Genomic DNA, 24,719 nt, shown 5'->3' on the forward strand with positions numbered 1-24,719 from the left:
GAGTATCCGACAGGGAGCATTAAGAAGACATTAATGCGCCGGGTGATGAACGGCGTTAAAACCCAGTTTATGCAGTAGCGTTGCAGCCTTTGCGTCATCGCAAATCACATACAGAGAGGACCACTCACGGCGCTCAACATAGTTTTTGCGCAGCTTGTCAAACTCACCCGGGATCCCCGCCACCTTACGCAGTAGCGCATCATCGCGGCGCACATCATACACCAAATGTACCAACCTTTTCAGCGTCGCCTGATCGAGCGGACCATGCAGAGTAATGCGGCCAAATTCAGGTGCAGGCAGTAAGGTATCCAGCGCGACCTGCTGCGGATGCCCAATAAAGGCACTGTAGGCTTCGAAGACCTGAGTCGTGCCGCGCGCTTTCCCCTCGAGGGTGTAACCGGCGATATGCGCAGTACCCACGTCCACCTTGTTAAGCAGCTCAACGTTGAGATCCGGCTCTGGCTCCCAGACGTCCAGCACCACGCTGAGGTCTTGCCCATCATTCAGACATGTCAGCAGCGCGGCATTATCCACCACCGGACCGCGGCAGGCATTTATCAGAATAGTGCCAGGTTTCAGACGACGGATCAGGGCTTCGTCGGCAAGATGCAGCGACTTATACGGCCCTTCTTTAAACAGTGGCGTGTGGAAAGTGATCACATCGCACTGTTCAACCAGTTCATCCAGCGGGCGGAAATCCCCTTCCTCACCGTTGTCTTTGCGCGGAGGGTCGCACAGCAAAGTACGAATACCCAACGCTTCCAGACGTTTTTGCAGGCGTCCGCCCACATTACCCACACCGACAATCCCTACGGTACGATCCTGCAGCGCAAAACCGTCACGCTCGGCAAGCATCAGCAGGGAGGAAAAAACGTATTCCACTACAGCAATGGCGTTACAGCCCGGCGCGGCGGAAAAACCGATCCCCGCCTGCTTAAGCCATTTGTCATCCACATGATCGGTCCCTGCCGTTGCGGTCCCGACGAACTTAATCGCTTTACCGGCGAGCAACGACTCATTTACTTTGGTCACCGAGCGCACCATCAGCGCATCCGCATCATCCAGTTCGTTAACCGGGATTGGACGACCAGGGACAGCCTTAACGTTACCCAGGCGGCTAAACAGCTCACGGGCATAAGGCATATTTTCATCAACGAGGATTTTCACGTCTGAGTACCTGTTTGAGAGGAAGAAAACCTGCCAAGTGTGCCATAATCTGGCCGCCAGGCATATACGTATGCCAGGTTTACGCTGAGTTTTGACTTTAAGGATTTTTGACGATGCAGCCCATTTCAGGTACGCCGCCACGCCCTCCGGGTGAAGGCCCTGTCACGCCGAACGTTGCCGGTGAACAACCGCTATCCACACAACAGCGCACCGTGCTGGAGCGACTGATCACGCGCCTGATTGCGCTGACGTCACAGCAAAACGCGGAAGTCTGGGCCGGGGTTAAGCATGATTTAGGTGTCCGGAACGATGCACCGCTGCAGTCGCGCCATTTCCCTGCGGCCGAGCAAAATCTGAATCAGCGTATTACCGCCGCACAGCAAAATCACACCACCCGGCAGATTGTCTCACAGCTCACCGAGCTGTTAGGCCAGGGTAATAACCGACAGGCGGTCAGTGATTTCATTCGCCAGCAGTTTGGCCAGACCGCCCTGAGTCAGCTGACGCCAGAGCAGTTGAAAACCGTGCTGACGCTGCTGCAAACCAATCAGCTGACCATCCCGCAACCGCAACAGCGTCCGTCAACCGAGCGTCCGCTGCTGCCTGCTGAACACAATACACTGAACCAGATGGTGACCAAACTGGCCGCCGCCACCGGCGAGTCAACGAAGCTTATCTGGCAGTCGATGCTAGAGCTTTCCGGCGTGAAAGCGGGCGAGCTGATCCCGGCGAAACAGTTTACCCATCTGGTGACCTGGCTACAGGCCCGTCAGACGCTGAGTACCCAGAGTACCCCTACCCTGCATACGCTCCAGGCGGCACTGAAACAGCCGCTTGAGCCGCATGAGTTTGAGGTGATTCGGGATTACGCCCAGCAGACCTGGCAGGCCACGCCGCAAACGGTACTGACCACCGCGCAGGTGCAGGATTTGCTGAATCAAATCTTTATCCGCCGCGCCGAGCGTGAAGGCGGCGTGCCGGAAGTCAGGGATATTCAGCCGATCTACAACCCGCTGTTTGCACCGGTCGTGGAGACCTTCAGAACGCTGTCTGCCCGTCCGGGGCTGTTGTTTATTGCGCTGATGATTGCGCTGGCGATTTTCTGGCTGGTTGCCTGAGGTTTTGCCCGGTGGCGCTGCGCTTACCGGGCCTACAACGGCTCAAGTCCTGCGAAACGCCACCAGCGTCACAATAATCCCAACCACCGCAGAAACCGCTCCCGCCAGGAACACTGACGGATAGCCAAACGAAGTGGCTAACAGCCCCGCCAGCGGCCCGGTGACACCGTATGAGATATCCTGAAACGCCGCATAGCCGCCCAATGCTGTACCACGCACCTGCGGGGCAACACGCTTCACGACTTCAACGCCGAGCGCCGGGAAGATCAGTGAACAACCGCAACCGGTGAGTGCTGCGCCGATCAGTGCAACAGAAGCGACCGGTGCGTTCCACAGTAGCAACAAGCCAACGGTTTCTATCATCAGCGACGCTACCGCCACTTTCACACCGCCAAAACGATCCGGCATCCAGCCGAACAGCACTCGCATCAGCACAAATGCGCCGCCAAAGGCAGTGAGGGTAAAGCCCGCCATCGCCCAGCCACGGCTCATGAAATAAAGCGAGACGAACGTACCAATCACCGCAAATCCCACACCCTGCAGTGCCAGGCCAAGACCCGGCTGCCATATTTGACCAACCACGCTCCACAGGGAAGGACGCTCCCCTTTATGGGCAGGTACTTTACGGACCGAGCCGTTAAACGCCCACGCCAGGAGCGGTAACAGCATGGTGGTGGCAGCCAGCGCCGCAAATCCAAACTGGCTATTGATCAGCAGTCCAAGCGGTGCGCCCGCGGCCAGCGCGCCGTAGATGGCCATACCGTTCCAGGACATCACTTTTCCGGAACGCGCAGGCCCCACAAGACCCATACCCCAGGTCAGGGTACCGGTCAGCAGCTGGCTTTCACCAAAGCCGAGGATTAAACGGCCCAGCACCAGCAGCGCAAATTTATACGCGGCGTCGACCGGCAGGAGAGCAGCCAGCAGCCACGCACCACCTGCCAGCCCGCAGGCAAACATCCCCTGCAGTGCGGAACGTTTAGCACCGTGCTGATCCGCCAGACGACCGGCGTATCCACGCGTTAATACCGTGGCTAAAAACTGAATGCCCACGGCAATGCCGACCATGGTGTTGCCATAGCCCAGTTCCTGATGAACGAACAGCGGGATCACCGGCAACGGCAGACCAACGGTCATATAGGTCAGAAATACGGCAAAGGCGATACGGAACAGCGAGACGTTCGCTGAAGGGGTTGTTTCTGTTTGAGTTATTGCAGTCATGCTTTACTCCGAAATGAAGAGTAAGGCGGGGAAATGCCACGCCCCCTCTACCTGATTATCAGGATTAAGGTGCGTTGGTTGACGTTAAACGCTTACGCATTATCGTGAGGATAATGTTGAGTGGTGAAGTTTGCCTGTCAGATCAGCCAGTTGTCAATGCATAAAAAAAGGGAGCCTTATGGCTCCCTTTCTGAATCAAACATAAAACTTATGCTTTCAGCTTGCGCATCACCAGCGTGGCGTTGGTGCCGCCGAAACCGAAGCTGTTGGACATGACGGTGGTGAGCGTCGCGTCCATTGGTTTGGTCACGATGTTCAGGCCAGCAGCCTGCTCGTCCATCTCTTCGATGTTGATGCTTGGGGCGATAAAGCCGTTTTCCAGCATCAGCAGAGAGTAGATCGCTTCCTGCACGCCAGCCGCACCCAGAGAGTGTCCGGTCATCGCTTTGGTCGCGGAGATTGCCGGGCTGTTGTCGCCGAAGACTTCACGGATTGCACCCAGCTCTTTCACGTCGCCTACCGGAGTAGAGGTACCGTGGGAGTTCAGGTAGTCGATTGGGGTATCAACACCGTGCATCGCCATCTTCATGCAGCGCACCGCACCTTCTCCAGATGGCGCAACCATGTCAGCGCCATCAGACGTTGCACCGTAGCCCACGATCTCAGCATAGATGTGCGCGCCACGTGCCAGCGCATGTTCCAGCTCTTCAACCACAACCATACCGCCGCCGCCAGCGATAACGAAACCGTCACGGTGCGCATCATAGGTACGGGATGCTTTATCCGGGGTTTCATTGTACTTGGTGGACAGTGCGCCCATCGCGTCGAATTCACAGGCCATTTCCCAGCCAAGCTCTTCGCCGCCGCCAGCAAATACGATGTCCTGTTTACCCAGTTGGATCTGCTCAACAGCATTACCGATGCAGTGTGCAGACGTCGCACACGCGGAGCTGATGGAGTAGTTCACACCGTGGATTTTGAATGGGGTCGCCAGGCACGCGGAAACCGCAGAACCCATGGCTTTGGTTACCACGTACGGACCTACTGCTTTCAGACCACGCGGGCTGCGCATTGCGTCAGCACCGAATACCTGCGCTTTTGATGAGCCGCCGGAACCGGCAATCAGACCCACGCGCGGGTTGTTCTGATAAACCTCTTCACTCAGGCCGGAATCTTTGATCGCTTCCTGCATGGAGAGATAAGCATAAATAGAGGCATCGTTCATGAAACGAACCACTTTGCGGTCAATCAAACCGGTGGTGTCCAGTTTGACGTTACCCCATACGTGGCTGCGCATACCTGAATCTTTAAACTCTTCAGAGAAAGTGATCCCGGAGCGTCCTTCACGCAGAGATGCCAGGACTTCCTGCTGGTTATTACCGATGCTGGAGACAATGCCCAGGCCAGTAATCACTGCACGTTTCATTCAATACCTCTGTAAGTCGCACTATAGTAAGTTTCGAGTCGCACAATAGCGTACACTTGTACGCCGAACAAGTCCGATCAGCCATTTTCTGCGGAAATTTGCACCGATGGGCTCACATCGTTAAGATCGTGCCACTGCCTGTCAGACGAGTAACTTACGTGAAACAAAATGCTATACAACCCGCCAACCTCGAATTCAACGCTGAGGGTACACCTGTTTCCCGAGATTTTGATGACGTCTATTTTTCTAATGATAACGGACTGGAAGAAACCCGCTATGTTTTCCTCGACGGAAACCAGCTCAGCATTCGCTTCCCTGTACATCCGCGGAATCTGTTCGTGGTCGCCGAGAGCGGCTTCGGTACCGGACTGAATTTTCTGACCCTCTGGCAGGCGTTCGATCAGTTTCACACTGCACACCCTGAGGCTACGCTACAAAGATTACATTTCATCAGTTTCGAAAAATTCCCGCTCACGGCGCACGATCTGCGGCTCGCCCATCAGCACTGGCCGGAACTTGCACCGTTGGCAGAGCAGCTTCAGGCGCAGTGGCCGCCTCATATTGGGGGCTGTCACCGTTTACTGCTGGACGGCGGACGCATCACACTGGATCTGTGGCTTGGCGACATCAATGAACTGACCGATAAGCTCGATGATTCGATGAATCAGAAGGTAGATGCATGGTTCCTGGACGGCTTTGCGCCTGCCAAAAACCCGGATATGTGGAGTCAGCATCTGTTCACCGCGATGGCGCGGCTGGCGCGCCCGGGTGCAACGCTCGCTACCTTTACCTCGGCAGGATTTGTCCGCCGGGGGTTGCAGGAAGCGGGCTTTACCATGCAGAAGACCAAAGGTTTTGGCCGCAAGCGCGACATGCTGGTCGGCAGGATGGATCAGACGCTGGACATTCCCGCTCAGGCGCCCTGGTTTGCACGCCGCGCCAGCGCATCGCGCGAAGTGGCGATAGTCGGCGGAGGGATCGCCAGCGCCCTGCTTTCTCTCGCCCTTCTCCACCGGGGCTGGCAGGTGACACTCTACTGTGCTGACGAGACGCCAGCAAGGGGGGCTTCCGGCAACCGTCAGGGGGCGCTCTATCCCCTTTTAAGCGCTCACGATCCCGCACTGAGTGAGTTTTTCCCGGCAGCCTTTATCTTCGCTCGTCATCTGTATGACGCCCTGCCAGTGGCATTCGACCATGACTGGTGCGGCGTGACCCAGCTCGGCTGGGATGAAAAGAGCCAGCAAAAAATCACGCAGATGCTGTCGCTGGATCTGCCTGACGAAATTGCCCGCGCGGTAAGTACGCAAGAGGTGGCAGACACCGCTGGCGTGGACACCGGCTGTGGAGGCATTCAGTATCCGCTCGGCGGCTGGCTGTGCCCGGCGGAACTGACCGCGGCGGTCATTGCTCTGGCACAATCGCGCGGACTGACAGCACATTATGCTCACAAGGTTGAATCGCTGAGCCGCACAGATCGCTGGAATCTCCGTTTTGCCGATGGCAAAGAGGCGAGCCATGCCAGCGTTGTGCTAGCAAACGGACATAACATCAGCCAGTTTATCCAGACAGAGACGTTGCCGGTTTATCCGGTCGGCGGCCAGGTGAGCCATATCCCGACCGCGCCCGAACTGAGCAAGCTGCGTCAGGTGTTGTGCTATGACGGTTATCTGACGCCACAAAACCCGTCTAACGGCCATCACTGCATCGGCGCCAGCTACCATCGTGGCGAAACGGATATGCACTACAGCGATGCGGACCAACAGCAAAACCGCCAGCGACTGATTGACTGTTTCCCGGATGCTGCGTGGGCGAAAGAGGTTGACATCAGCGAGGGGGAAGCGCGTTGCGGCGTGCGCTGCGCCACCCGCGACCATCTGCCTATGGCGGGTAACGTACCGGACTATGAAGCAACACTGGAGGCTTATCAGGATCTTGCGGAAAACAAAGATACTGCAGTGAGTGCACCGCTGTATCCGGACCTGTTTATGCTGGGTGGGCTAGGCTCGCGGGGATTATGTTCAGCGCCATTGCTGGCTGAAGTACTGGCCGCGCAAATGAGCGAAGAGCCGATTCCGCTGGACAGGGTTACGCTTGCAGGGCTTAATCCAAACCGACTGTGGGTGCGGAAACTGCTGAAGGGGAAAAAGGTTAAGTAGGCTGTGGTCTGGAGCCCTCTCCCTGCGGGAGAGGGCTGAAAACAATTACTTCGCTTTCGCCTGCTGGAACAAATTGTCCCACATACCCAGCACCAGTGACTGATCGCGCGGAGAGAGTTCTCCTGCCTGAATAGCTTTCTCCAGGCTGCGGGTCACTTCATCATGAACGGCCTCGGCAGTGTGATCGTCCCCGGCCTCCAGCTCAGCAACGGCTAACGTCAGGTGACCACGCAGATAACCGCTGGCGAACAGCTCATCATCACTGGCGTGTTCCACCATGTCATCAATTAACGCCAGAATGCGTGATTCAAATTCTGCGATCATCTTCTTTCCTCAGTTAAAGATCTTCCGGCCAGGGGAAGCATTCCGCCGCGATCGCCGGCGTGTGGTAATAATTCTGTAAAGCCTCGATCAGACGCGCCGGACGTTCCGGAATGCCTTTCTCAAGATATTCCATCACCTGCGCATGAACGCGGCGCTGGAACACGATACGGTCTGGCTCGAAGTCGCCTTCGAGGTTGTCACAGCTCACGTTGAACGGGAAACCCGCCGCGATGCAGAATAACCATTCCAGCGCCTGCGGTTTAACCTCAACATCTTCAAACTGCCCCTGCGTTGCGGCGTCACGTCCGTCCGGGCAGTACCAGTAGCCGAAGTCCACCAGCTCGCGACGCGCTTTTCCGGCGATGCACCAGTGCGAAATCTCGTGCAACCCGCTGGCGTAAAAACCGTGAGCAAAGACGATGCGGTTATACGGCACGTCAGCATCAGCGGGAAGATAGATCGGTTCGTCGTCGCCTTTAATCAGACGGGTATTAAAATCGTCAGCAAAACAGCCGTCAAAAATCTCAATCAGCTGTTCGTATTTATGCGTACTGTTCATGAGTGCATACCCAACCAGGTGAGGATCTCCTGTCCATGGCTGTCATAAAGAAGTTTGGCGCTCATTACCGCCGAGACGATAACAATCATTGGGCGGATAAGTTTTTGTCCTTTGCTTAACACCAGACGCGAGCCTGCACGCGCGCCCAGGAACTGCCCCGCCATCATCACAAACCCGGTTGCCCAGATAACCTTGCCCCCGATGATAAACAGCAACAGGCCACCAAGGTTTGAGGTCGCGTTAAGCACTTTGGCATGGGCAGTGGATTTGGCAAGGTTAAACCCGGCTAGCGTCACGAACGCCAGCGCATAAAATGAACCGGCGCCCGGGCCGAAGAAACCGTCGTAAAAACCCACACAGCCACCGGCAATCAGAGCAAACGGCAAGCCGTGCAGTCGACGCTGACGGTCTTCTTCACCGAGTTTTGGCATCAGCAAGAAGTAAAGCCCGATGCAGATGACCAGAATCGGCAGGATCTGGCGCAAAATATCGGACTGCACGTGCTGGACCAGCAACGCGCCTGACGTCGAGCCGATAAAGGTCATCAGAATATTGAGCTTCTGATCGGCAAGGCTAACCACCTTACGGCGGATAAAATAGAGCGATGCCGAGAGTGAACCGCCGCAAGCCTGCAGCTTATTCGTGGCCAGAGCCTGCGCCGGGCTCATGCCCGCCGCCAGTAGCGCGGGCACGGTTAACAGCCCGCCGCCGCCCGCAAGAGCATCGATAAAACCGGCCAGCATGGCCACAAAGAACAGCACCACCAGCAGCAGCGGCGACACCATAAACAGATCGACGAAATTATCCATTAAAGTACATGCTCATCCAGTAGCGCCTGGCAGGAAGGCGGCAACGGAGGCGGTGTCTTCTTCTCAGGCTTAGAGGTTCCAGGTTTGGCTGGCTCAAACCAGCTTTGCAGTTCATATCCGCAGCCATCGCCCGACGGCGGTAGCGGCTGATCTTCACATTCCAGGCTGTTCGCCGGGCAGCGCAGACGCACGTGCATGTGCGCACGGTGCTGGAACCACGGGCGGACTTTGCGCAGCCAGTCGCGATCGGTTCCGGCATCCAGGCAGAGCTGCTGTTTGATAGCCGGGTTGACGAAAATCCGCGTGACGTCGTTATCTTTTGCCGCCAGCTTGATCAAACTGAGCACATCCTGCGACCACAGCGAAGGCACAACGTTTTTTCCGTCGCTTGCCACCAGATCCAGCGCCTGCGGTTTTAGCAGTTGGGCAGAACTCCAGCGCGCCTTCGGAAGTTGCAGGAAGATATCGACATCCAGCCCTGTCTGGTGACTGGCGTGCCCACTGTTAAAACGACCGCCGGCAGGCATCCCCATATCGCCAATCAGCATCGTGCCCAACCCCAGGTTATGCACCTGGTTTCCCAGACGCTGGATGAACAACACCAGATCCGGGTGACCGAAATAACGACGTTGATCGGTACGCATCACCTGGTAGGTATCGGACTGTAGCGGAAGCTCCTTGGCACCGACGATACAGCCGTTCGAAAAGGCACCAATGGACTGCGCGCTCCCCGCCACCGGGTGGGTGATTTTTTGCCATGGCGTCGCGGCCAGACTGGCTCCACTGGCGAGCAGCGCCAGCAGAGCAATTGCGGTCTTTTTCATGTTTACCAGCGTGGAATGGTGGTCGTCACATCCGCATTCTGCGCGCGCTGGCGCAGGAAGTGATCCATCAGCACGATAGCCAGCATCGCCTCGGCGATCGGCACCGCGCGGATCCCCACGCACGGATCGTGACGTCCTTTGGTGATCATCTCAACTTCTTCGCCATCGCGGTTAATCGTATGGCCCGGCACGGTGATGCTGGAGGTCGGCTTCAGTGCGATGTTGGCAACAATCTGCTGCCCGCTGCTGATCCCACCGAGAATGCCACCCGCATGGTTGCTCTGGAAACCGGCTTTCGTAATTTCGTCGCGGTTCTGACTGCCACGAAGCTGAACCACGTCAAAACCGTCGCCAATCTCTACACCCTTCACCGCGTTAATGCTCATCAGCGCGTGGGCGATGTCGGCGTCGAGACGGTCAAATACCGGCTCACCCCAGCCAGCCGGGACGCCGTCCGCCACCACGGTGACTTTCGCACCAATGGAGTCGCCCTCTTTTTTCAGGCCGCGCATCAGTTCGTCCAGCGCCTCCAGCTTGTCGGCATCAGCACAGAAGAACGGGTTCTGTTCAACCTGCTCCCAGTCCTTAATGGCCAGCGGAATGTCGCCCATCTGGGTCAGACAGCCACGGATCACAATGCCAAACTTCTGCTGCAGGTATTTCTTGGCAATCGCCCCTGCGGCCACGCGCATCGCGGTTTCACGCGCGGAAGAACGTCCACCGCCGCGATAGTCACGGAAGCCGTATTTTTGCTCGTAGGTGTAGTCGGCATGGCCTGGGCGGAACACGTCCTTGATAGCACCGTAGTCCTGAGAACGCTGATCGGTGTTTTCAATCAGCAGACCAATGCTGGTCCCGGTGGTACGGCCTTCAAAGACGCCGGAGAGAATTTTAACCTGGTCCGGTTCGCGACGCTGCGTGGTGTAGCGAGAAGTGCCCGGACGACGACGGTCGAGGTCGTGCTGTAAATCGGCTTCGGTCAGTTCGATGCCTGGCGGGACGCCGTCAACGATACAACCCAATGCCAGCCCGTGCGATTCACCAAAAGTGGTCACACGGAATAACTGTCCAATACTGTTTCCTGCCATCACGGCTCCGATATTGTTGTTTGTGTTTGAGCGTTGTGAAACGGGCCGAAGCCCGCTGGATTAATCTTTATAGATACTGAAGTGTTCACGCGCGTCGAGCAGCTGCGCTTTGGTCAGCATAAAGACGCCGTCACCGCCGTTGTCGAACTCAAGCCAGGTGAACGGCACATCCGGGTACTGCTCTATCAGATGTACCATGCTGTTGCCTACTTCACAAATCAGAACACCGTCGTCGGTCAGATAATCCGGCGCGCAGGCCAGGATGCGACGCGTCAGCTTCAGGCCGTCAGAACCTGAAGCCAGACCCAGTTCCGGCTCATGGCGATATTCGTTCGGCAGATCGGACATGTCTTCCGCATCAACGTACGGCGGGTTAGTGACAATGAGATCGTATTGCAACGTTGGCAGGTCGCGGAACAGATCGGAGCGAATTGGCGTAACGTGGTGAATCAAACCATGTTCTTCAATGTTGTGCTCGGTAACAGCCAGCGCGTCGGTGGAGATATCCACTGCGTCCACTTCCGCTTCCGGGAAAGCATACGCGCAGGCGATGGCGATGCAGCCACTGCCGGTACACATATCCAGAATGTGTTGTGGCTGATGGCCGATCAGACCTTCAAAGTGGTTATTAATCAGCTCGCCAATTGGCGAGCGCGGCACCAGCACGCGTTCATCAACATAGAACTCGTGGCCGCAGAACCAGGCTTTGTTAGTCAGGTAGGCGACCGGAATACGCTCGTTCACGCGGCGGATCACACGTTCAACAATGCGGTGTTTTTCGCTTGAGGTCAGGCGCGCGGTGCGCATGTCTTCAGGAATATCCAGCGGCAGATAGAGAGACGGCAGCACCAGCTGAACAGCCTCATCCCACGGGTTATCGGTACCGTGACCGTACCAGATATTGGCGGCGCTGAAGCGGCTAACCGACCAGCGCAACATGTCCTGTATGGTATGCAGCTCGTTTACTGCTTCATCGACAAAAATTTTATCCACTCTTTCCTCCAGGGCATGCTCGCATAATTTTCGGCGGCTAGTTTGCCATGAAGACGGCGATAAATCAGCAATGACGCGTGCCGCTTGAGGTTAAAAAATGCGTTTAGTCGGGTACACTATCGGAAATACGAGATGAGAATGACAAATGAAAAAGAAAACATCGCTCAGCGAGGAGGATCAGGCGCTCTTCCGACAGCTGATGACCGGGACGCGTAAAATCGCGCAGGACACTATTGTCCATCGCCCACAGCGTAAAAAAATCAGCGAAGTACCGGTCAAACGGCTGCTGCAGGAGCAGGCGGATAACAGCCACTATTTTTCAGATGAATTTCAGCCGCTGCTCAATACGCAAGGGGCGGTGAAGTATGTTCGTGAAGACGTCAGCCATTTTGAGCTGAAGAAATTACGCCGTGGGGATTATTCACCCGAGCTGTTTCTCGATCTGCATGGTTTGACGCAGATGCAGGCGAAGCAAGAGCTGGGAGCTTTAATTGCGGCCTGTCGCCGTGAACATGTTTTTTGCACTTGCGTGATGCACGGCCACGGCAAACATATTCTCAAGCAACAAACCCCCCTGTGGCTGGCTCAACATCCGCACGTGATGGCTTTTCATCAGGCACCGAAAGAGTACGGCGGAGATGCCGCATTGCTGGTGTTGATTGAAGTAGAAGAGTGGCAGCCGCCAGAATTGCCCTGACAGAACAGCGGGAAGCATGCTCTGCTCCCCGCTATAGCACACGTCACATCAGATCGCTTTTGCCATCTTCAGGTTGCACGGACTCATCTGCCAGTTGAAGGTACCTCTGCCCGTTTCGTCGAGAGTGACATTGGCAATGGCGGATGTCGTGAACATCGGCGGGGTCTCGCCCGGGCAAAGCTCAGATACCAGATAACCAACCAGTGGCAGGTGGGAAATGACCAGCGCGGAAGCGACACCTTCATTGTACAGCGCCTGAAGATAAGCGCTGACAAGGCCTACATCGCCACACGGGGTGAGTTCAGGGAGAACGTCCACACTGGCAGGCAGGTTCATACACTCCCCTACCACGTCCAGCGTCTGTTCAGCACGCAGGAACGGACTCACCAGAACGCGTTCGATGTCCACTTTTTGACCTTTAAGCCAGGTCGCCATCAGACGAGACTCGTCGCAGCCACAGACGGTCAAAGGACGTACTGAGTCACTGGCGGCATCGAGTGCCGCGTCGCCGTGACGCATGATAAAAACTTGCATATTGCACCGCTTTTGTTAACCAGAATCACCGGCGTTAACTACCCGCGATAACTGCTGAGAGGTAGAAAACCCGATGGCCGGGCATTGTGCCTGATCCATTCGGTGAATGAAACGCTGTTTTTTACCTCAATGGCGTAAGTATAGTCAATCTCTGTTTACAAAATCGCCAGAACAGGTTCATTCACTTCAGGATTTACCCTTCTTTGACCTCAACTTACGAGGACAGTTTCCCTTACAGGCCAAAATGTCTGGCCCTGTTCCGCCATCTGCAATAATTCGTCACACGGTGTAAACCGTGGACCATACTGCGAGGCCAAACGTTGCAGGATAGCAACCACTTCACCCGCACCAAGCGTATCCATGTAACGGAACGGGCCGCCAAGGAACGGCGGGAAACCAATGCCGAATACCGCGCCGATGTCACCATCACGCGCGCTCCTGATAACCTGCTCACCAAAGCAGCGCGCCGCTTCATTGAGCATCATCATCACACACCGTTCAGCACACTGAACGGCAGACAGTTTTCCCTGACCGGCGGTCGAAATAAGCCCATAAACAGAAGGGTCGACCTGTTTCTTGCTTTTACGCCCTTTCGCGCCGTAAAGATAGAAACCGCGTTCATTTTTTCTGCCTTTGCGATCGTCCTTCAAAATTGCAGAAACAATATTTGCAGGCGGGGTAAAACGATCGCCATAAGCGGCTTCCAGCACAGGTATAATTTTAGTTCCGGTGTCTATTCCCACCTCATCCAAAAGTTGGATTGGCCCAACAGGGAAACCAAACTTGACGAGCGCCTCGTCGACGTGCTCGATTTTCTCGCCTTCTGTCAGCAACCGCATGGCTTCATTAATATAGGGAGCCAGAATACGGTTAACGTAAAAACCGGCTTTGTCCGCCACAACGATCGGTGTCTTACCCTGCATTTTGGCCAGTTTCACCACGGTGGCGATGGTTTGCGGGCTGGTTGTGGCATGCGGGATCACTTCCACCAGCGGCATTTTTTCTACCGGGCTAAAGAAGTGCAGGCCAATCACCTGCTCCGGACGCACGGCTTTCGCCGCGATATCGCCAATCGGCAATGACGACGTGTTTGAGGCAAAAATGGTGTGCGGGGCGCAATGTAGCTCAACGTCTGCCACCATCTGCTGCTTAAGCGCCAGATCCTCAAACACGGCTTCAATCACCAGATCGCGATGCGCAAAACCACTGTAATCCGTCGTACCGGAGATCATCGCCAGGGTTTTATCACGCTCGCTTGCCCTGATATGGCGGCGTTTGACCTTCTGATCAAGGTTCTGCCAGCTATACTGCAGCGCGTGGTTGATCCCTTTCGCAGCGATGTCTTTGATACGTACAGGCAATTTACCTTTGCTTGCGGTAACAAAAGATATTCCGCCGCCCATTAGCCCACCACCCAGTACGCCAACGGCGCGTAGCGGAGCAGGTTTAGCCTCACTACCCGGATCTTTTTTCACCTCAGTGCTGGCAAAGAAAATGCTGCGTAGTGCCTGCGACTGCGGCGTCATCGCCAGTTCACCGAAGGCTTTAGCCTCAGCGGCATAGCCGCTACTGCTGCCCTGCGATAGCCCTGTTTCAATAACCTCAAGAATTCGCTTCGCCGCCGGGTAGTTGCCTTTGGTTTTCTGCTCAGTCTTTTTACCCACCATACTGAACAGCAAAGCACGTCCCAACGGCCCGGCCAGAACGCGTTCACGAACGGGTAGAGGACGTTTAGCCTGGCGTCCTTTCAGAGCCAGTTCGACGGCAGCCTCCAGCAAAATGGAATGAGGAACCACTTCATCAACCAGGCCGGCTTTTAGGGCCTGGCGGGCACGCAGTTGCTTACCCGTCAGGATCATTTCGAGTGCAGTGCTGACCCCCACAAGGCGTGGCAAACGCTGCGTTCCGCCGGAGCCTGGCAGAAGTCCTAACTGCACTTCCGGCAGACCCAGAATGGTTTTTGCGTCATCGGTACAGATACGGCTATGACAGGCCAGCGCCAGCTCCAGTCCCCCGCCCAGACATGCGCCGTGGATCGCGGCAATCACCGGGATCGGCAGAGCGTTGATCTCCGCCATCACCTGCTGGCCCTGACGCGCCAGCTCTTCGGCTTCCAGAGCACTTTGCGCACGGGCGATCATGTTAATGTCGGCTCCGGCAATAAAGTTGTCCGGCTTAGCAGAGATAAACACCAGGCCACGAATGGCCTTGTTTTCACGGATCTGCTTTAGCATCGCGCGAACCTGAACACCAAATTCAGCCTTCAGGGTATTCATCTTTTCATCAGGCACATCAATAGTGATAACGGCGACGTTATCGAGGCGAACCGTCAGATTAAATGCGGATGGCATATCCATTATTCGGCCTCCAGAACCATTGCTGCACCAAGGCCACCCGCCGCACAGGCGGTAACAAGGCCAAACCCGCCGCCACGGCGACGTAGCTCGTGTAATGTTTGCGTGATCATCCTCGCCCCTGTGGCGGCAAACGGATGACCATAGGCGATAGAGCCGCCCAGCACGTTGAATTTGCTTTGATCCACTTCACCAGTGGCATGGGTACGGCCCAGCACATCTCGCGCAAAACGCTCGCTTGCCAGTAACTGCACGTTTGCCAGGGTTTGTGCGGCAAAGGCTTCGTGCATATCAATCAGGGTTAAATCAGCCAGCGTCAGCCCTGCGCGATCCAGTGCCAGCGGCGTGGACCAGGCAGGCCCTAACAGCATGTCCTGCCAGACATCAATGGCGGTAAAAGCGTAGCTGCGCAAATAGCCCAGGGGGGTGATACCCAGCTCTTTCGCGCGGGATTCGGTCATCAGGATCACCGCAGCAGCGCCGTCCGTCAGTGGCGTACTGTTAGCCGCGGTTACCGTGCCATGTTTGCGGTCAAACGCAGGGCGCAGTTTTGCATAATCCGCCAGCGTCGAGGTACCGCGGATATTGTTATCTTCCGCAAGCGGTTCTCGATATGGCGGGATATAAGCGGTCATCACCTCATCAGCCAGTTTACCTTCAGACCAGGCTTTCGCTGCCAGCTGATGTGAACGGTGGGCCAGCGCATCCTGCTGCTCGCGGGTAATGCCATAGGTCTTCGCCATCTGCTCGGCGGTATCACCCATGCGTAGACCCGTGGAATATTCCGCAACCGCAGGAGGTACAGGCATGAGATCCCTCAGGCGTAAACGAGAGAAGAGTTTGAGCTTCTGTCCGGTTGTGCGGGCTTTGTTGGCGTCAACCAGGATGCGCGCCAGCTTTTTGCTGACCCCGATCGGCAGTACCGAAGAGGAGTCCGCTCCGCCAGCAATACCGGCACGAATGGTGCCCGCCATCAGGCTTTCAGCCACGTTAGCTACAGCCTGGAAGCTGGTCGCGCACGCGCGGCTGACGCTGTAGGCATCAGTATGGACATTCATTCCGGTTCCGAGGACGATTTCCCGCGCAATATTGGGTGCTTCAGGCATCTGCACGACCTGACCGAAAACCAGCTGTTCGATGACCTCTGGCGGAATTTCGCTGCGAGCCAGCATCTCCCCCACCACCATTTTCCCCAGGTCAACAGCCGGTATGCCATGAAATGCCGTTGCCTGACGTGCAAATGGCGTACGCAATCCACTGACAATGGCAATGCGATCGCCCTGACGGGTAATAAGCGGTAATGCCTGACTCATAACACTCCCCTGTAAAATTTTTTGCGCAAACATAAAGTGGTCTGACCTGATAATAGTCTTAACCATTTTTTTACATTCAGCCAATCAGGGAAACGAAAAAGTGCGAGCTAAAACACAGAGAAGAAAAAGAAAATGCCCCTGCATGGCAGAGGCATTTGTGAGGAATGACACCGGGCAAAAAAGATTAACGCAGACCCAACTGGAAAATCAGCGTTTCTGCTTCGCAGGCGAACACAAAGTCGATATCCAGCTTCACGCCGCCTTCCACTTCGGTGAGGGTAGACTTAATGTCGCACGGTTCGGATTCCACATCACGCGCACGTTTGCTCAGCGCGGTCAGTGTCTCTTCCGCTTCGGCACGGTTGGTGAATACACGGCTGTAAGAGGCGGTGCAATCGGAGTTGTCCATGATGGTACCAACATCCATACAGCAGCAAACCGGGGTTTCATCAGCACTGCATTTACTCATAGCTCAATTTCCTCTGTATTCGCGCAGGACGCGAGATAAACACGATGCTGATATTTTACGCCCCGACGCTGGCTCTCTCCAGCCGTTAATGGCGTAAAATCGGATAAGTGACCAATATCACACTAAAAAATGATCTAAAACAAAAACCACCCTTTTGGGTGAGTCGCGATGGTCACATTTTTGCCAAGCAGATCTCGTTTCAAGAAACATGTTTGAAAATATTAATAAACAAACTTGCAACATTCTGGCTGGTCAGACCTATACTCTGGCCACTGGTCTGATTTGTCTGTCATACCTCAGACCCTACACTTCGCGCTCCTGTTACGGTATGTAACAATTATTGAATAAAAATAACTCAATGAGGTTATGGTCATGAGCCAGAAAACCCTGTTCAACAAGACTGCGCTGGCAGTCGCAGTGGCACTCGTATCCACTTCCGCATGGTCAGCGGGCTTTCAGTTAAACGAATTTTCTTCCTCTGGCCTTGGCCGCGCATATTCCGGGGAAGGCGCCATCGCTGATGATGCGGGTAACGCGAGCCGTAACCCGGCACTGATTATGATGTTTGACCGCCCAACGTTCTCTGCTGGTGCCGTCTATATTGACCCGGATGTTAATATCTCTGGTAAATCGCCGTCCGGTAAGAGCCTGAATGCGGACAACATCGCCCCAAGCGCCTGGGTTCCAAACGTACATTTTGTTGCACCTATTAACGACCAGTTTGGTTGGGGGGCATCAGTGACCTCTAACTTTGGTCTGGCGACTGAATATGGCGATAACTATGCAGCGGGCACAATGGGCGGTAAAACTGACCTGAAAACCGTAAACCTGAACCTGAGCGGCGCTTATCGTCTGAACGACAACTGGAGCTTTGGTCTTGGTTTTGATGCGGTTTACGCCGATGCTAAAATCGAGCGCTATGCAGGTGACGCCGGTATGCTGGCTGCCGGTCAGATTCTCTCTCAGGTACCAAACCTGCCTGCGGCAGCACGCCCGGCCGCCATCGCCAAAGCCAAACAACTGGCCGCCATCCCTGCCGACACCCAAATTGCACGCCTGAAAGGCAGCGAGTGGGGTTATGGCTGGAACGCGGGTATTCTGTATGAGCTGGATAAAAACAACCGTTGGGGTTTGACCTACCGTTCTGAAGTTAAAATCGACTTCGACGGAGATTACAACAGCAACATGAACACCGCCGTCCCAGGTTTCCCGTATCCAACTGGTGGCAGAACTATTCCGGGATCTCTGACGCTTAACCTGCCAGAAATGTGGGAAGTTTCAGGTTACAACAAGGTTGCGCCACAATGGGCAATTCACTACAGCATGGCTTATACCAGCTGGAGTCAGTTCCAGGAGCTGAAAGCGACCGGCTCTAATGGCCAGACGCTTTTCTATAAGGATGAGAGCTTCAAAGACTCTTATCGTATCGCGCTGGGTACCACCTACTACTACGATACTAACTGGACCTTCCGTACCGGTATTGCCTTTGATGATAGCCCGGTTCCGGCTCAGACACGTTCCATTTCTATCCCGGATCAGGACCGCTTCTGGCTGAGCGCAGGTGCGACTTATGCGTTCAATAAAGATGCTTCTGTTGACGTAGGTGCCTCTTACATGCACGGTCAGTCCGTGACCATCAAAGAAGGTCCGTACGAGTTCCGTTCTGAAGGTAAAGCCTGGCTGTTCGGTACTAACTTCAACTACGCGTTCTAATCGCGCGGGATCAAAAAAGGTGAGCATCGCTCACCTTTTTTATTTACTGCGAATCAATGTCTTTTAATTCGTTTTCGATGGCCTTCGCGTTTGGATTCTCTTCCGGCTTCAGCTTACCGCCGTTGGCAATAAAGTCATGATTCTGGAAGTACGCTTCACGAACCATAATATACGGGTCAGAAGACTGACGCAGCAGACCATCAGAGTCGAGCAGTTGCGCACGTGTTTCAATCCCTTCCACCGTCCATTTACCAATCGACAGCGGCCAGGTTAGCCACGACAGAACCGGATACAGCGTATCCACCATATCACCGCCATCATCACGGACGGTGAAACTGCCATAGAACGGCAGATGGACATACGGGCCGTAACCTACGCCATAATGCCCCAGAGTACTACCGAAACGGTGCGGTTGTTCACGCTGCAGTTTCGGGTTGGCCATACCTGCAACATCAATGAAGCCCCCCATCCCCAACAGAGAGTTCAGGAAGAAGCGAGTAAAGTGCACCATCCCCTGATACGGGTCACCCTGCAGGAAATAGTTCACCATTACCGCAGGCTCTTCGAGGTTGCTGGTAAAATTGCTTAACCCATTACGCGCGGGTTGCGGAACATAATCGCGCCATGCCACTGCCACCGGGCGAACCACATACGGGTCCAGCACGTTGTAGTTGAAGCTATACATTGAGCGGTTAAATCCTTCGAGAGGATCGGAGCGTCCCGTTTGCTCCCCAGAGCTGGCGCAGCCCACAAGCATCGTCGCACCCAGCGCAAGCGCCGACAGCCGAAGTTTCATAAATATCTCCCTGTTCAGTTTGGCTATCGTTGATTGCCATCCGTAACGGAGCCTTTAATGCTCCGCCTGTAAACATGCAAGCGATTGTAACAGCACGTTTACCGATGTCCATGAGCACAATTACGGGCAGTAACCAGCGTGACTCTGATCTCAGCATAGCCTGGCTTTTGGAATTCGTTTCGCTGGCAATTTTATAATGTGTTTGAAAGAGATGTCTCACCTTTGTTGCTATTGCCACCAATTTAAGAGCTTCCCCACAGGCAGCCCAATAAAAACCGCTACGCTTAGAAGAAAATCAACCTGCGGGAGTAATTATGAAAGAAGTAGGCGAAGAAAAAGTGGGAGAAAGTAATGAGAAGATTGAAATTGAGAGCGAAGAGAAAGCCCGCGGCGAGAAGATAGAAGTTGACGAAGATCGCCTCCCCTCCCGCGCGATGGCGATCCACGAGCATATTCGCCAGGATGGCGAAAAAGAGATGGAACGTGATGTCATGGCCCTTTTCTGGTCAGCTATCGCTGCCGGGCTTTCAATGGGAGCTTCTCTGCTTGCAAAAGGCATCTTTCATGTTCAACTGGAAGGTGTGCCCGGCGGGTTTTTACTCGAGAATCTCGGCTATACCTTCGGCTTCATTATCGTCATCATGGCGCGGCAGCAGCTGTTTACGGAAAACACCGTTACCGCCGTTCTGCCTGTGATGCAAAACCCTACCCTCGGTAATTTCGGTTTACTGATGCGTCTGTGGAGCGTGGTCCTGCTGGGCAATATCATCGGTACAGGCGTCGCGGCCTGGGCATTTGAATATATGCCGATATTTGATGAACCCACCCGCGATGCGTTTGTGAAAATTGGCATGGATGTGATGAAAAATACGCCAGCTGAAATGTTCTCCAATGCCATCATCTCCGGCTGGATTATCGCCACGATGGTCTGGATGTTTCCTTCAGCCGGCAGCGCTAAAATTGTGGTAATCATCTTGATGACCTGGCTGATTGCGTTGGCTGACACGACGCATATCGTGGTGGGTAGCGTTGAAATACTCTATCTGGTCTTTAATGGCACACTTCACTGGAGCGATTTTTTCTGGCCATTCGCCCTGCCGACGCTTGCGGGCAACATCTGCGGCGGGACATTCATCTTCGCGCTGTTGAGCCATGCGCAAATCCGTAACGACATGTCGAACAAACGCAAAGCAGAGCTTAAGGCACGGGAAAATGATGATAAATCGACAAAAAAATCGGCATGAATGGTGACTCTTTGAGCAGTCAGGCGGCAATGCGCTTAACGCTAAGTGTAAATAACGTTATACTCGTGCCGCCTCGTCCCCTTAGTTAAATGGATATAACGAGCCCCTCCTAAGGGCTAGTTGCAGGTTCGATTCCTGCAGGGGACACCATGACGCGCTCTCAGCAAGCCCAGCACACCTCATAACCAACTAATTTTCAAAAATCGTTTCTCAGGTATAAATATTAACCAAAGATAACTTTATGAGACGTAACGATAAACCGGTACACGACGGGTCGTGCCTGTCAGATTTTCAAATACCCATGTTTCATCCGTTGCGATCCTCATTCCCGCTTTTCTCAGACGCGACACCTCGGCTGCAATTCGTTGGATGCCAAACCAAAAAAGCGCATCAAGCGCAGTAACGTCCAGCCCACTCAGCAACGCCCGCTTCAGACGTTCAGCTGGCAGCTTAATTTCTTTGGCAATTTGCAAAAAGGGCTCGGCCGTGTGTGTGGTCGGGCTAATCCGCCGTATGCGGGTAGACAGACGGTATTGATAATTATCAGGGACGTCATTGAGATCCGTTTTAACACTCCAGACACAACCGAAGCGTTTACCGTTAAAAATGACATTTTTCTGGCTGAGTTCCAGCTCGTTACGTATCCCGGCTATAAGCTGGGGTGTACGCACTAGCAGCAGACGAAAAGGGAGCTCGAAACTGGTCACGTAATCGACATTGAGCAAGGCAATACGTAAACGCTCTTCGGCACCGGCTTTGCTCTCCCTGCATTCGCTCAAAACATCATCCCACTGCTTTGTCAGTCGGGAAGGTTCATTCGCTTCTGTAAACCTGTACTTTTCAATCTGGTAATCGATTTGTTCAGTCACCCGGTTCTTCCTGTCAGTCACGTTTTAGCCGTTAAAACAGACTTTATCAGCACCCATAATTATGCTCCAGAAATGAAGTGATACATCTTTAATCTGTCGATAAAAACTACAAAATCAACCACCTTTCTCATTGCCGCTTTTTTAATCAAAAACGAGTAATAGCACATATCGTATAACGGTGCTACATTACGCCGCCCGCCCAAATCAGCAGTGGCCAGGTAACGCCGTAAAGTTCGGTAAAGCCTGCAACCATCACCTTGAAGAACGGTCTTATCGGCACGTCGTATCGCACACTCTGCGCTACCTTTACAGGCTTCACATAGGTTTTACTATTTTGTCTCAATCCCAATTTCAACGTGCGTTTTTACACCCGCGTTACTGGTTTACATGGTTTGGTCTTGGCGTTCTTTGGCTGATGGTTCAGCTTCCCTACCCCGTACTGCGTTTGCTGGGGTCTAAACTGGGGAGTGCATCCCGCTATTTCCTGAAACGACGTGAATCCATCGCGCGTAAAAATATCGAGCTTTGCTTCCCACAGTACAATGCCGAAGAGCGCGAGAAACTCATCGCTGAAAACTTCAAATCTATCGGCATGGCACTGCTTGAAACCGGCATGGCCTGGTTCTGGCCGGATGAACGCGTCCGTAAGTGGTTTGATGTGGAAGGTCTGGATAACCTTAAACGTGCCCAGATGCAAAATCGTGGGGTGATGGTTGTCGGGGTTCACTTTATGTCGCTGGAGTTGGGTGGTCGTGTGATGGGGCTTTGCCAGCCAATGATGGCAACCTATCGTCCTCACAACAGCCCGCTGATGGAATGGGTACAGACGCGGGGTCGTATGCGTTCCAATAAGGCGATGATCAGCCGTAATAACCTGCGCGGTATGGTCGGTGCCCTGAAGAAAGGTGAAGCCGTCTGGTTTGCACCCGATCAGGATTACGGTCGTAAGGGCAGCAGCTTTGCCCCCTTCTTTGCGGTTAAAGACGTTGCAACGACCAACGGTACATTTGTCATTTCGCGTCTGTCTGGTGCAGCCATGTTGACCGTGACGATGGTAAGGAAAGCAGATAAATCAGGCTATCGTCTGCATATCTCCCCTGAAATGGCTAACTATCCGGAAAACGAATGCGAAGCGGCAGCGTTCATCAATAAAATTATCGAAACCGAAATCATGCGTGCACCAGAGCAGTACCTCTGGATGCATCGCCGTTTCAAAACGCGTCCCCTTGGCGAAGCCTCGCTCTATATTTAAGCCCTTCATGAAGGTTAGTTTCGCCAGGAAACTAACCTTTTCAATCACCTGTAATCACTCTGGACAATTGTTTTTCTGCGCGTCGCTAAAAGTGAATTTATTGCACTCTGAAATCAAACTGTCGCCGTTCCACGACACTCGTAAGTAACGGAAATTATTTAAGAAAATCCCTCTTGCCACCCCTCATTTTTAAGCGTACATTAGCGCCGTCTGGCAACAGGAAAGCACAGAATTCTGAGCTGGAGTTGACGGCGTAACGGGAAAATCTCTTTTCCGTTTTGACCGGATTTCAGCTCTCTATAATCAGGTGGACTCTGTTTTTAATGCGTACCACAAGATACGCGGAGCGATGAAACGTGAAATATTTCTTTATGGGCATTTCGGTGATTGTTTTAGTCTGGGCCGGAACCTTTGCCCTGATGATCTAGTGAAGAACATGCAGTCAAAAAAACAGGAGCCATCGGCTCCTGTTTTTTTATGTCATGATGACGCGGGATTTTCAGCAATACTTTTTGATGAAAGCAGCCCGTCAGCACGGAACATACTCTTAATGCCCCTCACTGCCTGACGAATACGGTCGCTGTTTTCAATCAGGGCGAATCGCACATGGGTGTCGCCATAGTCGCCAAAGCCAATGCCAGGTGACACACACACCTTTGCATCCTGCAGCAGCTTTTTGGCAAACTCCAGGGAACCCATCGCCGCATACGGTTCAGGAATTTTCGCCCAGACGTACATGGACGCTTTCGGCATTTCTACCATCCAGCCCGCTTCATGTAACCCTTTCACCAGCACATCGCGACGACGTTTATACTGGGCCGCAATCTCATGAACACACTGCTGATCGCCCTCAAGAGCCGCAATAGCCGCGACCTGTAGCGGCGTAAAAGTGCCGTAGTCGTGGTAACTCTTGATTCGCGCCAGTGCACTCACCAGCGTTTTGTTACCCACCATAAAGCCAATTCGCCAGCCTGCCATGTTGTAGCTTTTAGACAGGGTAAAGAACTCTACTGCCACATCGCGCGCGCCCGGAACCTGCATAATAGACGGGGCTTTCCAGCCGTCGTAGACGATGTCTGCATAGGCTAAATCATGAACCACCAGTACGTCATAACGCTTAGCCAGGGCTACAACTTTCTCGAAGAAATCAAGCTCCACGCACTGCGCCGTTGGGTTCGACGGGAAACCAAGGATCATCATCTTCGGTTTCGGGTAACTTTCGCGAATCGCACGTTCCAGTTCGTTGAAGAAATCGACACCTTCCACCAGCGGCACAGAACGTACCTGCGCCCCGGCAATCACCGCACCATAGATATGGATCGGGTAGCTTGGATTCGGAACCAGGACCGTATCACCGTGATCCAGCGTCGCCAGCATCAGGTGTGCCAGGCCCTCTTTCGAGCCAATGGTCACAATGGCTTCACTTTCAGGATCGATATCAACCTGGTAGCGATCCTGATACCAGCGCGAGATCGCGCGACGTAACCGAGGAATACCGCGAGACGTTGAGTAGCCGTGCGTATCAGGACGCTGGGCAACCGTGCAGAGTTTCTCAACAATATGCGGTGGAGTTGGGCCGTCAGGGTTCCCCATACTGAAATCAATGATGTCTTCGCCACGACGACGTGCAGCCATCTTCAGTTCAGCGGTGATATTGAAAACATAAGGGGGGAGACGATCGATGCGCGTAAAACGGCGTTCAGGACTGAATTCAGCCATAGATTCCTCAGATTAACGTTAGCGCCCGGACCGTCCGAGCGACGCTGCCACGCATGTGGCGTGCTTAGAAAATA

23 protein-coding genes and 1 tRNA gene are annotated in these 24,719 nt (G+C 54.1%); 8 read left to right on the forward strand and 16 right to left on the reverse strand.

Annotated elements, in window-relative coordinates; all coding sequences use genetic code 11:
* Positions 1-30: 30 nt before the first annotated feature.
* A complete protein-coding gene (gene pdxB, locus JGF26_RS07930; RefSeq protein WP_108090841.1) occupies positions 31-1,167 on the reverse strand; it encodes a 4-phosphoerythronate dehydrogenase PdxB in 1,137 nt (378 codons plus the stop codon).
* A 113-nt stretch (positions 1,168-1,280) separates the two neighbouring features.
* Here pdxB and flk point away from each other — a divergent pair, with 113 nt between their 5' ends.
* On the forward strand, positions 1,281-2,285 hold the full coding sequence (gene flk, locus JGF26_RS07935; RefSeq protein WP_134707704.1) for a flagella biosynthesis regulator Flk: 1,005 nt from the start codon (positions 1,281-1,283) through the stop codon (positions 2,283-2,285).
* Between the two features lie 42 nt (positions 2,286-2,327).
* On the opposite strand, the gene JGF26_RS07940 is transcribed toward flk, so the two are convergent.
* Positions 2,328-3,506: an MFS transporter gene (locus JGF26_RS07940; protein WP_049005888.1), complete on the reverse strand. Its 1,179-nt coding sequence runs from the start codon at positions 3,504-3,506 to the stop codon at positions 2,328-2,330.
* A gap of 208 nt (positions 3,507-3,714) precedes the next feature.
* Complete coding sequence (fabB, locus tag JGF26_RS07945) at positions 3,715-4,932, reverse strand: beta-ketoacyl-ACP synthase I (RefSeq protein WP_028016207.1); 1,218 nt, start codon at positions 4,930-4,932, stop codon at positions 3,715-3,717.
* A 158-nt stretch (positions 4,933-5,090) separates the two neighbouring features.
* Between fabB and mnmC the strand changes: the two genes are divergently transcribed.
* Positions 5,091-7,088 carry a bifunctional tRNA (5-methylaminomethyl-2-thiouridine)(34)-methyltransferase MnmD/FAD-dependent 5-carboxymethylaminomethyl-2-thiouridine(34) oxidoreductase MnmC gene (mnmC, locus tag JGF26_RS07950; protein WP_134707703.1) on the forward strand — a complete coding sequence of 666 codons (1,998 nt, stop codon included), beginning with the start codon at positions 5,091-5,093 and terminating at the stop codon, positions 7,086-7,088.
* 45 nt (positions 7,089-7,133) lie between these two features.
* Here mnmC and JGF26_RS07955 read toward each other — a convergent pair whose 3' ends face one another.
* From JGF26_RS07955 to prmB, 6 genes are read right to left on the reverse strand one after another with little or no spacing between them, the layout of a single operon-like run.
* Positions 7,134-7,412, reverse strand: a complete 279-nt coding sequence (locus tag JGF26_RS07955) for a YfcL family protein (protein ID WP_028016205.1) — start codon at positions 7,410-7,412, stop codon at positions 7,134-7,136.
* Positions 7,413-7,425: 13 nt separating this feature from the next.
* Positions 7,426-7,971: an elongation factor P hydroxylase gene (locus JGF26_RS07960; RefSeq protein WP_049005892.1), complete on the reverse strand. Its 546-nt coding sequence runs from the start codon at positions 7,969-7,971 to the stop codon at positions 7,426-7,428.
* Positions 7,968-8,780: a sulfite exporter TauE/SafE family protein gene (locus JGF26_RS07965; protein ID WP_028016203.1), complete on the reverse strand. Its 813-nt coding sequence runs from the start codon at positions 8,778-8,780 to the stop codon at positions 7,968-7,970. The genes JGF26_RS07960 and JGF26_RS07965 overlap by 4 nt, the downstream gene beginning before the upstream one ends.
* A complete protein-coding gene (gene mepA, locus JGF26_RS07970) occupies positions 8,780-9,604 on the reverse strand; it encodes a penicillin-insensitive murein endopeptidase (protein WP_134707702.1) in 825 nt (274 codons plus the stop codon). Before mepA ends, JGF26_RS07965 begins: the two co-directional genes overlap by 1 nt.
* 2 nt (positions 9,605-9,606) lie before the next feature.
* The gene (aroC, locus tag JGF26_RS07975) at positions 9,607-10,692 is read right to left on the reverse strand and encodes a chorismate synthase (RefSeq protein WP_047174231.1); all 1,086 of its coding nucleotides are present in this window, start codon (positions 10,690-10,692) and stop codon (positions 9,607-9,609) included.
* A gap of 60 nt (positions 10,693-10,752) precedes the next feature.
* Positions 10,753-11,685 carry a 50S ribosomal protein L3 N(5)-glutamine methyltransferase gene (gene prmB / locus JGF26_RS07980; protein ID WP_008502612.1) on the reverse strand — a complete coding sequence of 311 codons (933 nt, stop codon included), beginning with the start codon at positions 11,683-11,685 and terminating at the stop codon, positions 10,753-10,755.
* Positions 11,686-11,830: 145 nt separating this feature from the next.
* On the opposite strand from prmB, the gene smrB reads away from it, so the two are divergent.
* A complete protein-coding gene (smrB, locus tag JGF26_RS07985; protein ID WP_028016200.1) occupies positions 11,831-12,382 on the forward strand; it encodes an endonuclease SmrB in 552 nt (183 codons plus the stop codon).
* A 48-nt stretch (positions 12,383-12,430) separates the two neighbouring features.
* On the opposite strand, the gene sixA is transcribed toward smrB, so the two are convergent.
* The 4 genes from sixA to JGF26_RS08005 form a co-directional block, all read right to left on the reverse strand.
* A complete protein-coding gene (sixA, locus tag JGF26_RS07990) occupies positions 12,431-12,916 on the reverse strand; it encodes a phosphohistidine phosphatase SixA (protein ID WP_028016199.1) in 486 nt (161 codons plus the stop codon).
* A 209-nt stretch (positions 12,917-13,125) separates the two neighbouring features.
* Positions 13,126-15,273, reverse strand: a complete 2,148-nt coding sequence (gene fadJ / locus JGF26_RS07995) for a fatty acid oxidation complex subunit alpha FadJ (protein ID WP_134707701.1) — start codon at positions 15,271-15,273, stop codon at positions 13,126-13,128.
* On the reverse strand, positions 15,273-16,583 hold the full coding sequence (gene fadI / locus JGF26_RS08000; protein ID WP_134707700.1) for an acetyl-CoA C-acyltransferase FadI: 1,311 nt from the start codon (positions 16,581-16,583) through the stop codon (positions 15,273-15,275). The genes fadJ and fadI overlap by 1 nt, the downstream gene beginning before the upstream one ends.
* A gap of 184 nt (positions 16,584-16,767) precedes the next feature.
* Positions 16,768-17,052 carry a YfcZ/YiiS family protein gene (locus JGF26_RS08005; RefSeq protein WP_028016196.1) on the reverse strand — a complete coding sequence of 95 codons (285 nt, stop codon included), beginning with the start codon at positions 17,050-17,052 and terminating at the stop codon, positions 16,768-16,770.
* 372 nt (positions 17,053-17,424) lie between these two features.
* Between JGF26_RS08005 and fadL the strand changes: the two genes are divergently transcribed.
* Positions 17,425-18,765, forward strand: a complete 1,341-nt coding sequence (fadL, locus tag JGF26_RS08010; RefSeq protein ID WP_080357350.1) for a long-chain fatty acid transporter FadL — start codon at positions 17,425-17,427, stop codon at positions 18,763-18,765.
* A gap of 43 nt (positions 18,766-18,808) precedes the next feature.
* Here the strand turns inward: fadL and mlaA are convergent, their stop codons facing one another.
* Entirely contained in the window at positions 18,809-19,561 is a 753-nt protein-coding gene (gene mlaA / locus JGF26_RS08015) for a phospholipid-binding lipoprotein MlaA (RefSeq protein WP_028016194.1), read from the reverse strand.
* Between the two features lie 314 nt (positions 19,562-19,875).
* Between mlaA and JGF26_RS08020 the strand changes: the two genes are divergently transcribed.
* Both JGF26_RS08020 and JGF26_RS08025 read left to right on the forward strand, forming a co-directional pair.
* Complete coding sequence (locus tag JGF26_RS08020) at positions 19,876-20,805, forward strand: formate/nitrite transporter family protein (protein ID WP_134707699.1); 930 nt, start codon at positions 19,876-19,878, stop codon at positions 20,803-20,805.
* Positions 20,806-20,880: 75 nt separating this feature from the next.
* Positions 20,881-20,955 (forward strand) — tRNA-Arg (locus JGF26_RS08025).
* Between the two features lie 89 nt (positions 20,956-21,044).
* Here the strand turns inward: JGF26_RS08025 and JGF26_RS08030 are convergent.
* Entirely contained in the window at positions 21,045-21,674 is a 630-nt protein-coding gene (locus JGF26_RS08030) for a helix-turn-helix domain-containing protein (protein ID WP_028016192.1), read from the reverse strand.
* A 331-nt stretch (positions 21,675-22,005) separates the two neighbouring features.
* Here JGF26_RS08030 and lpxP point away from each other — a divergent pair, with 331 nt between their 5' ends.
* Entirely contained in the window at positions 22,006-22,926 is a 921-nt protein-coding gene (gene lpxP, locus JGF26_RS08035) for a kdo(2)-lipid IV(A) palmitoleoyltransferase (protein ID WP_028016191.1), read from the forward strand.
* A 356-nt stretch (positions 22,927-23,282) separates the two neighbouring features.
* Positions 23,283-23,354: a membrane protein YpdK gene (ypdK, locus tag JGF26_RS22555; protein WP_099458937.1), complete on the forward strand. Its 72-nt coding sequence runs from the start codon at positions 23,283-23,285 to the stop codon at positions 23,352-23,354.
* Positions 23,355-23,406: 52 nt separating this feature from the next.
* Here the strand turns inward: ypdK and alaC are convergent, their stop codons facing one another.
* A complete protein-coding gene (gene alaC, locus JGF26_RS08045; protein WP_049007114.1) occupies positions 23,407-24,645 on the reverse strand; it encodes an alanine transaminase in 1,239 nt (412 codons plus the stop codon).
* Between the last annotated feature and the right edge of the window lie 74 nt (positions 24,646-24,719).

The organism is Enterobacter sp. E1 (genome assembly GCF_016809815.1).
GTDB lineage: Bacteria > Pseudomonadota > Gammaproteobacteria > Enterobacterales > Enterobacteriaceae > Enterobacter > Enterobacter adelaidei.